The sequence below is a fragment of the Aeromonas sp. QDB23 genome, from assembly GCF_027707745.1.
Lineage (GTDB): Bacteria > Pseudomonadota > Gammaproteobacteria > Enterobacterales > Aeromonadaceae > Aeromonas > Aeromonas allosaccharophila.
On record NZ_JAPCJA010000086.1, the window covers coordinates 1 to 8743 of the forward strand.

Annotated in this window: 6 protein-coding genes; all 6 read left to right on the top strand. The window is 58.0% G+C overall.

The genetic code is table 11. The annotated features are described in order from the left end of the window. Window positions 1–57: 57 nt before the first annotated feature. The 6 genes from PG888_RS21670 to PG888_RS21695 all read left to right on the top strand — a co-directional run bounded on the left by PG888_RS21670 (window position 58) and on the right by PG888_RS21695 (window position 8720). Window positions 58–309 carry a glycoside hydrolase domain-containing protein gene (locus PG888_RS21670; protein ID WP_182937781.1) on the top strand — a complete coding sequence of 84 codons (252 nt, stop codon included), beginning with the start codon at window positions 58–60 and terminating at the stop codon, window positions 307–309. A 308-nt stretch (window positions 310–617) separates the two neighbouring features. After that, window positions 618–3056 carry a GH92 family glycosyl hydrolase gene (locus tag PG888_RS21675; protein WP_182937782.1) on the top strand — a complete coding sequence of 813 codons (2439 nt, stop codon included), beginning with the start codon at window positions 618–620 and terminating at the stop codon, window positions 3054–3056. 442 nt (window positions 3057–3498) lie between these two features. Beyond that, window positions 3499–5391, top strand: a complete 1893-nt coding sequence (locus PG888_RS21680) for a PTS fructose transporter subunit EIIC (RefSeq protein ID WP_075114122.1) — start codon at window positions 3499–3501, stop codon at window positions 5389–5391. A 235-nt stretch (window positions 5392–5626) separates the two neighbouring features. After that, on the top strand, window positions 5627–6379 hold the full coding sequence (locus tag PG888_RS21685; protein WP_042083927.1) for a DNA/RNA non-specific endonuclease: 753 nt from the start codon (window positions 5627–5629) through the stop codon (window positions 6377–6379). Between the two features lie 300 nt (window positions 6380–6679). After that, on the top strand, window positions 6680–7783 hold the full coding sequence (locus PG888_RS21690; RefSeq protein WP_270694356.1) for a YdcF family protein: 1104 nt from the start codon (window positions 6680–6682) through the stop codon (window positions 7781–7783). Between the two features lie 385 nt (window positions 7784–8168). Beyond that, window positions 8169–8720, top strand: coding sequence for a glycine betaine ABC transporter substrate-binding protein (locus tag PG888_RS21695; protein ID WP_442866248.1), 552 nt, complete (start codon window positions 8169–8171; stop codon window positions 8718–8720). The last annotated feature ends 23 nt before the right edge of the window (window positions 8721–8743 follow it).

Consider the following 8743-nt stretch of genomic DNA (forward strand, 5'->3'; position numbering starts at 1 on the left):
TATTAGCTGGTCAAGGATGGCGATCATACCTCAGAAGCCGCGCCACGCCTCGCTCATATGAGGGGATGGTTAAGGGTCTACACCATAGGTCGGCCGCTGTTTGACAAGGTGACGATGGATATCGATGGCGGGAAATTCACCGTGATCGCCGAAAACAATGGCCCCCAGAATATCTATGTGGAATCCGTCACCATCAATGGCAAACCGCTGGGGGAAAACCTGACCTTCAACCACAGCGATATTCTGGCTGGCGGTGAGTTGAAATTTATCATGACGGCGCAAAAACCGACCGGCTCAGATAATAAATAACCATCATTGATTGCCAATATATGTTCAGGCCCAAAGCTTCCTTTGGGCCTCTTTTTTGGTCGATTCACAAGAACACTCAAAAAAAATATGAAGTGCTGCATCAGATGATACACGGATCACAAACAGACAGCCTTGTCACAAAAGTCTAGTGAATGACACTTTTTTACTCTGTCGATGAAACAGGGGCCATGGGAATAATAGCACTCGCCGGGATTGACAGTGCCGAGTCTTAATATTGCTCAGGCATCGCTCCGGCATCAGAAAAATAAATTCTGACAGCTCACCCCTACCCGATGGAGCCGTTCCATATGTTCAAGAAAAATATTCTGGCCATTACCCTGACCAGCACCCTGGCCATGTTATCCGGCTGCGATTCAGATAACAGCAGCACCGATAACGACGATCAAAAGCCAACGCCAACCAATGTGTTGCAATACGTGAATCCATTTGTTGGCACTGGCTTTAACGGTCACACTTTTCCCGGCCCCGTGGTACCGGAAGGCATGGTGCAACTCTCGCCGGATACCGAACTGATAGGGTGGCACTCCTCCTCCGGCTATCATTTCGACAAAGACACCCTGTTCGGTTTTTCCCACACCCATCTCTCCGGCACCGGCATGGGGGGGCTGGGGGATATTCTGTTCCTGCCCTTTACCGAAGATAAGGCCAAATACATCGAGCCGAACAATGATTACCGCAAGGCCATCTCGGTCAAAATGGACAAAAAGTCGGAGCTGGCCGAGCCTGGCTACTATGCGGTGCGTATCGCCGAAAATGGCATCAAGGCCGAGTTGACCGCCTCCGAGCGGGTGGGCTTTCACCGCTACACCTATCCGCAGGGCCAACCCCAACGGTTGAAGATCGACTTGAACTCGATCCTCAACAGCGACTGGGGCTCGAGTTCGCTGCGCAACAAACTCACCGTCAGCGAAGATGGCTACACCATCACCGGCGAGCGGGATGCCACCCACTTCTCAGGCTGGGCAAAAAACCAGAAGATCTTCTTCTATGCGACCTTCGACAAGAAGATCAAAGGGGTCTACCTCCTCGCCGGGGGGGTGCCGGTAGAGGGCTTGAGCGCCGAACACAAGGCCAAATCCAACGCCGATGTCACCGCCTACGTCGAGTTTGAAGAGGGCGGTTCTGCCCAGCTCAATGCCAAAGTGGCCCTCTCGGCGGTTGATGCCACCGGCGCACGGAAAAACTACCAGGCCGAAGGGGATGTTTCGTTCGACGAGGCCCGCGCCAATGCCCGCGACAAGTGGGCCAACGCCCTCAACTTCACCATAGAGGGGGGCAGCAAGAAGCAAAGCGAGATCTTCTACACTGCCCTCTATCACACCAAGATCGCCCCCATCGTCCATCAGGATGTGGATGGCAGCTACCGCGGCATGGGCAAAGGGGCGCAGGCCAAGGGGGAAGGCAGCTACTCGATCCACTATGGTCAGGCGAGCGAAGAGCAGCCCAACTTCTCGGTCTACTCCCTGTGGGACACCCAGCGGGCGTTGCACCCGCTCAAGACCATCACCGAACCCACCCGCGCCGTGCAATATGCCAAAAACCTGATCCAGAAGTATCTGGAGAGCGGCCTGCTGCCCAAATGGGAACACCTGGGGGATGAGACCGGCACCATGGTGGGCTATCCGGCGGTGGTAGTGATTGCCGATGCCATCACCAAATACCCCGAGGCCTTCACCACGCAGGAGAAAAACCTGGCGCTCAAGGCCGCCATCGACAGCTCCACCTATACCAACTACCCCATGCTGGCAACCGAGTGGGACAAGGCGGTGCTGGACAAGACCCTGACCAACCACATCGATTACATAGAGAAGAACGGCTTTGCGCCAGCGGTGCAGCGGATCGATGGTCAGCCCGTGTTCGCTGACTACACCCTAGAGTCGGTCTCCTACGGTCTGGAAAACGCCTTCTACGACTGGGCCATCGCCCGGATCGCCAAAGCAGCTGGCAACCCGGCGGCCGAAGCGCGCTATCTTGCCCGCTCAAATGGCTACCAGCGCTACTTCGACCACAATGCGGCCGAATACGCCCAGTACGGGGTGACCGGTTTCATGCGTCCGGTGATGATCGATGGCTCCTTCATGACGCCGTTTGATCCCTATGGCACCGAACATGAGACCGGCAACTATACCGAGGGCAACGCCTGGCAGTGGACCTGGTTTGTGCCCCATGACATCAAGGGGCTGAAAACCGCGATGGGCGGAGAAGAGGCCTTCAAGCAGAATCTGGATGCCACCTTCGCCGCCGAGAGTCAGGGGTCGGAGACCGCTGACATGACCGGGATGATGGGTCAGGTGGCCTTCGGCAATGAGCCCTCCCACCATATCCCCTACCTCTACAACTGGACCTCGGAGCCGTGGAAAACTCAGGAGACGGTCGACTACATCCTCGACACCATGTACTCGAACACCCCGGCAGGCATCATCGGCAACGAGGACGTAGGCTCCATGTCTGCCTGGTATGTCATGTCAGCACTCGGCTTCTATCAGGTGAATGCGGCAGACCCCGTCTACACCATCGGCCGCCCGCTGTTTGCCAAAGCGACCATCCCGGTCAAGGGGGGAACCTTCACCATCATCGCCGATAACAACAGCGCCAAGAACCGCTATGTACAGTCGGTCACCATCAATGGCAAACCGCTCAAGGATGGTCTCTTCTTCGAGCACAAGGAGTTTGTGCCCGGTGGCAACCTCCACTTCGTGATGGGCAATACCCCGCCACAACAGTAACGAGCCATAGCATTGAAGTGACATTCAGCACGCAACCCGAGAATGTCACTTTGTGATACCCGACGGCCCACGCCAGATGGATTGATAAAATCCAATCAGCGCCGGGCCGTTCTATTTTCCAGTGGGGAGCGTCGGTGCCGCCATCAACCCATTTTTCTCAAATCCGCCTTAAATCGGGCAATAAACCGCAAAAAATGGCCTTAAATACCGCTGCAAGGGTTTTTCCGTCATACCTTGACCGCTGTCACATCCCGCCATGAATTAAACAAAAACAGCTATTGAGTCAAAGCTCAACACTTTGCGAGCTGGATCACACCGGCAAAACCATGCAACAAAAATCCAGTTATTGCTACATTCATCGCCTGTCCAACCCCACCGTAGAGGGCAATAATGAGCCCAATTCGCAACGCATGACTTAGCCCTGACGGGAAAGGAGAGTGAGATGTTACCCACCATGACCAACGGCAGACTCATCTGCCTGGAGTTGAAGGCCACCAGCAAGGAGGCCCTGTTCGACGAGATGGCACAGATGCTGGCGCGCGATGGCGCCGTGTCTGATCAACAGCAATTCGTCAAAGATGTCTGGGCCCGCGAGCAGCTGGACTGCACCGGCTTCGAGCAAGGTGTCGCCCTGCCCCACGCCAAGAGCAAGGCGGTCAGCCGCCCGGCCATTGCCATCGGTGTCAGCCGTCAGGGCATCGAGTACGGCGCCGAAGATGGCAAGCCGACCCAGCTGATCTTCATGATCGCCTCCCCGGATGGCGGCGCCAATCACCATATCGAAGTGCTGGCGGAGCTCTCTACCCGTCTGCTGGAGCCGGGCTTTATCGAGCAGATGAAAGCGGCCACCACTGTCGAGCAAGCCCTGACCCTGCTCAAACAAGGCCCGAAAGTGGCAAAGCCTGCCCCTGCCGCCAAACCGGCTGCCACTGCACCGGCTGAGCCCGAAGAGCGCACCTTCAAGGATCGCCTCAATACCATGAAGCAGCACCTGCTGTTTGGTACTTCCCACATGATCCCCTTCATCGTGGCAGGCGGTGTATTGCTGTCCCTGTCGGTGATGCTGAGCGGCAAGGGCGCCGTGCCGGAAGCGGGCTTCCTCAAAGACATGGCGACCATGGGTATCGCCGGTCTGACCCTGTTTACCGCCGTGCTGGGTGGCTACATCGCCTACTCGCTGGCTGACAAACCGGGCCTGGCCCCGGGTATGATCGGCTCCTGGATTGCCGTTCAGCACTATCAAACCGGTTTCCTCGGCGCCATTCTGGTGGGCTTTATCGCCGGTTTCGTGGTCAATCAGCTCAAACGGATCAAGCTGCCTGACTCCATGACCTCCCTCGGCTCCATCTTCATCTATCCGCTGATCGGTACCTTCCTGGTGTGTGGCATCGTGATGTGGGGGATCGGTGCCCCGATCGCCGCCATGATGGAAGGGATGAACCACTGGCTCTCCAGCATGGCGGGCTCCGGTAAAGTGATGCTGGGTGCCATTCTGGGTGGTATGACCGCCTTCGATATGGGCGGCCCGGTCAACAAGGTTGCCACCCTGTTTGCCCAGACTCAGGTCAACACCCAGCCCTGGCTGATGGGCGGCGTCGGTATCGCCATCTGTGTACCGCCGCTGGGTATGGCACTGGCCACCTTCATGTCTCCGAAGCGTTACAAGAAAGAAGAGCGTGAATCCGGTAAAGCGGCCGCCATCATGGGCATGATCGGTATCAGTGAAGGTGCCATCCCGTTTGCTGCTGCTGACCCCATGCGTGTTATCCCGGCCATCGTCGCAGGCGGTATCGTCGGCAACATCACCGGCTTTATGATGCACAGTATCAACCACGCCCCCTGGGGTGGCTGGATTGTCCTGCCGGTTGTTGAAGGCAAGATGGGTTACATCCTGGGCACTATCCTCGGCGCCCTGACCACTGCCGTCATCGTCAACCTGCTGAAGAAGCCGGTAAGCGAAGAAGATGACGTGACCACCACCCAAACCAGCTTCGAAGTCATTGAAGCGGAAGGGGAAGCGGACGTACTGGCCATCACTGCCTGCCCGTCTGGCGTAGCCCACACCTTCCTGGCCGCCAAGAGCCTGCAGAAGGCCGCTGCCCAGCAGGGGATCAAGATCAAGGTCGAGACCCAGGGCGCCAACGGCATCATCAACCGCATCACCGCCAAGGATGTCGCTAACGCACGCTGCGTCATCTTCGCCCACGATGTGGCCATCAAATACCGTGAGCGCTTCACCAATATCGAAGTCATCGATGTGAAGACCAAAGAGGCGATTCACAATCCGGAAGGTCTGCTGGCCCGCACGCTGGGTAACAAGGCAAACGCCGCCTGATAGCAGTCAAACTCCACCTGTCACCAGGGGCCCATCACGGGCCCCTTTTCGTTGCATGCCGAGCAACCGCATATCATCCCACCGACCAAGCCACTGATTTAAAACATATTAACCAGTCACATCACGGATCTTGGCGAGCCGTCACAGAACGGTGACGTGTAAAAAAACAGCAATTGAAGCGCTGGTCAGATCTCATGTCAAATGGCTCCGTCTACTAAACTGGAGCATCACAAAAATGATAAAAATCAATAAATTGGTTCTGGCTGTTACCCTCACCCTCACTGCCACCCCCTTGCTGGCCGCCCACTGGGAATGCGGCCAGCACGTGCGCTTTGGCCTCCCCTCCGAATCGGATCAGAAGCTCTGCCGTGAAGGGTATGCGGTCGGCTACAACTACGACTACAAGGTGGCGGACTGGGTCTCCTACCGGATGACCGCCCAGAGCGCACAGGGCACAGTGCCGCGCAAGGATGCCTTCGCCGAGGACAGGGAGATCCCGGTCGCCTACCGCGCCACCCTCTCCGACTACAAGGGCTCGGGCTACGACCGTGGCCATCAGGCCCCGGCGGGGGACATGAAATCGAACAAGAACACCATGAAAGAGAGCTTCCTGCTGAGCAACATGACGCCGCAGATCGGGGTGCTCAACCAGAAGGCGTGGCGCGTGCTGGAGGACAAGGTGAACAAGTGGGCGGTCTCCCGCAAGGATGTGCAGGTGATCACCGGCCCCATCTTTACCGGCTCTGAAGAGTCCATCGGTCAGGGTGTGGCGATCCCGAGCGCCTACTACAAGATCGTGATGGACCCGGCCAGACTGCAGGCCATCGCCTTTATCATGCCGCAGGAAGAGGTGCCCATCAGCCAGATCGCCGACTACCGGGTCTCGGTGCGCGAGGTGGAAGAGCAGACCCAGCTCAACTTCTTCAGCGATATGCCCGAAGAGCAGCAAGAGACGCTGGAAGCCCGCATCTCCCCGATGTGGAACTGACCGCGAACACTCGCCAACAGATGGATTGACACCCAATCTGTCTTGCATCGCAACAGAGGGAGGGGGAGTCACGCTCCCCCTGCCCTTTTCAGATGGCTGCTGACCCGTTGCGGCCATTTTTGCGGCCACAGGTGTGGCATCACCCGACGACCCGCCCCGACTCACAGTTTGCCGCACCGTTAACTGGTATATTGCCCTCTCTTTGGCACTAACAGACTGAATTGACGCACATTTGCCTTATCCCATCGGCCCGCAAACCGGCGCACCACGGCGCGATTCAGCCCGACAGAGGACCTTTTGATGAAACAGACCCTTCTTGCCCTCACCCTCGGCGGCCTGCTGGCGCTCTCGCCCCTCGCCCTGCAAGCGGCCGAGAGCTCGATGCAGATGGAGCATGACCTCAATACCCTGGTCAGCAAACGCCAGGCGGTGGACATGTTGCTCGGCGAAGCGCTGCAGATCTACAAGTCGCCAGCCAAAATCTCCCACGCCGGTTTTACCGCCAAGATGCCGAGCAATATGGAGCTGGTGACCGAGCGGCTGCTGGCCGCCTACCAGCTTGAACCCTACCGCACCGACCTGCTCATCTCGGCGGCCAACGCCCAGATCTACAACGGCAACCTGAGCCGCGCCATCACCTTGCTGGAGCAGGCGCAAGCCGTCGCCCCCGATGATCTCGACATCAACAGCTATCTCGCCATCTGGCAGCTGGTGAAGGGTAACAAGGAGGCTTCCCGCAGCTATCTGGCGAAAGTGGCGGATCGCAACAGTGGCCGCGCCGCCGATCTGGAGGAGATCATCGCCCGGGTACAGCGGATCACCGCCGCCCCGCTGCAGACCGAACTGACCGAGGATCAGCTCAAGGCTACCCAAGAGGGCAAGCGCGCCATCGTCACTCTGGGCTACGCCCTCAATCCCGACGGCAGCATGGACAAGATCCTGCTTGGCCGCCTGCAAACCACTCTGACGCTGGCCAAGGCCGACCCGGAGGCGCTGATCATCCTGACCGGCGGCGTACCGCAGAACCGCCAGACCGAGGGCAAGCTGATGGCAGACTGGCTGGCCAACCACGGCATCGACCGCAGCCGCCTGATTGAAGAGAACTACGCCACCAGCACGGTGGATAACGCCCTCTACAGCGCCTATGCCCTCGCGTGCCACCAGATCAACTACGCGGTGCTGGTGAGCTCCGCCAGCCATGTCCGCCGCGGTCAGGCGGTGCTTGAAACCGCCTGCGACCAGACCGGTCCGGCCGGGCTGCAGGTGGTGAGCGTCAGCTTCCCCGACAAGCCACTCGAGGATCTGGCAAGCGTGAGCCAGAGCGAGCTGCTCGGCATCTACCGCGACGTGCTGCGCACCTACGGCATCTGGAGTTACCGCTCCGCCCCGCTGATTGAGCGTTGATCAGCCGGGTTCACGCTGAACCATCCGTGATAAACCATAAAGCCCGCCACCCCGGCGGGTTTTAGCATTGCCCCAACGGCTTTCGTTTTACCGCCATCGCTTATCGTTCCGTATCGCTATCGCTCGCCCCGTCTTTTGTCTGACAAGGCGAGGTGGCCATCCCCCATGTATCAGGTGGACAATCTCACTGCGAGGAACATATCCAGACGACGTTTCTCGCCTGACAAATATCGACTGCGATGATTGGGATATATAAATAAATGCATTGATTTACCGCTCTTTTTCTAAGAACCATTGCTCGCCACAACAATATTTTCGTTATTTCATTGTCAGGCCAATAAATGGGAAAACGGCTATTCCACCCCCCGGATAACGGAATAGCATCATGATAGGAAAAGGATATTCTCTCTGGCTGACAGCCCTCGCCCTTCTCAGCCTGCAGGCCCACGCCGTCGACGTGACAGTGGCTTACCAGACCTCGGCCGAGCCAGCCAAGGTGGCTCAAGCCGACAACACCTTTGCCCGCGACAGTGGCGCCAAGGTGAAGTGGCTCAAGTTTGACAGTGGTGCCAGCGTGGTGCGGGCGCTCGCTTCCGGCGATGTGCAGATCGGCAATATCGGTTCCAGCCCGCTGGCGGTGGCCGCCAGCCAGCAGGTACCGATCGAGGTGTTCCTGCTCGCCTCCAAACTCGGCAATTCGGAAGCGCTGGTCGTCAAGCCAGAGCTCGCCTCCCCCAAAGCACTGGCTGGCAAACGCATCGCCGTGCCCTTTACCTCCACTACCCACTACAGCCTGCTGGCCGCCCTCAGACACTGGGGCGTGGATCCGGCTAGCCTGCAGATAGTCAATCTGCAGCCGCCCGCCATCATCGCTGCCTGGCAACCAGGGCGGGATCGCACTTTGTTAATGAAATTTGAACAGGCAGATCGTCTGTGATCTAATCGCGTCTCCATGCAGGA

Excerpts from the sequence above, each read along its gene's own strand:
- PG888_RS21680 (WP_075114122.1), top strand. The coding sequence starts at position 3,499 with ATGTTACCCACCATGACCAACGGCAGACTCATCTGCCTGGAGTTGAAG.
- PG888_RS21690 (WP_270694356.1), top strand. The coding sequence starts at position 6,680 with ATGAAACAGACCCTTCTTGCCCTCACCCTCGGCGGCCTGCTGGCGCTC.
- PG888_RS21670 (WP_182937781.1), top strand. The coding sequence starts at position 58 with ATGAGGGGATGGTTAAGGGTCTACACCATAGGTCGGCCGCTGTTTGAC.
- PG888_RS21685 (WP_042083927.1), top strand. The coding sequence starts at position 5,627 with ATGATAAAAATCAATAAATTGGTTCTGGCTGTTACCCTCACCCTCACT.
- PG888_RS21675 (WP_182937782.1), top strand. The coding sequence starts at position 618 with ATGTTCAAGAAAAATATTCTGGCCATTACCCTGACCAGCACCCTGGCC.
- PG888_RS21695 (WP_442866248.1), top strand. The coding sequence starts at position 8,169 with ATGATAGGAAAAGGATATTCTCTCTGGCTGACAGCCCTCGCCCTTCTC.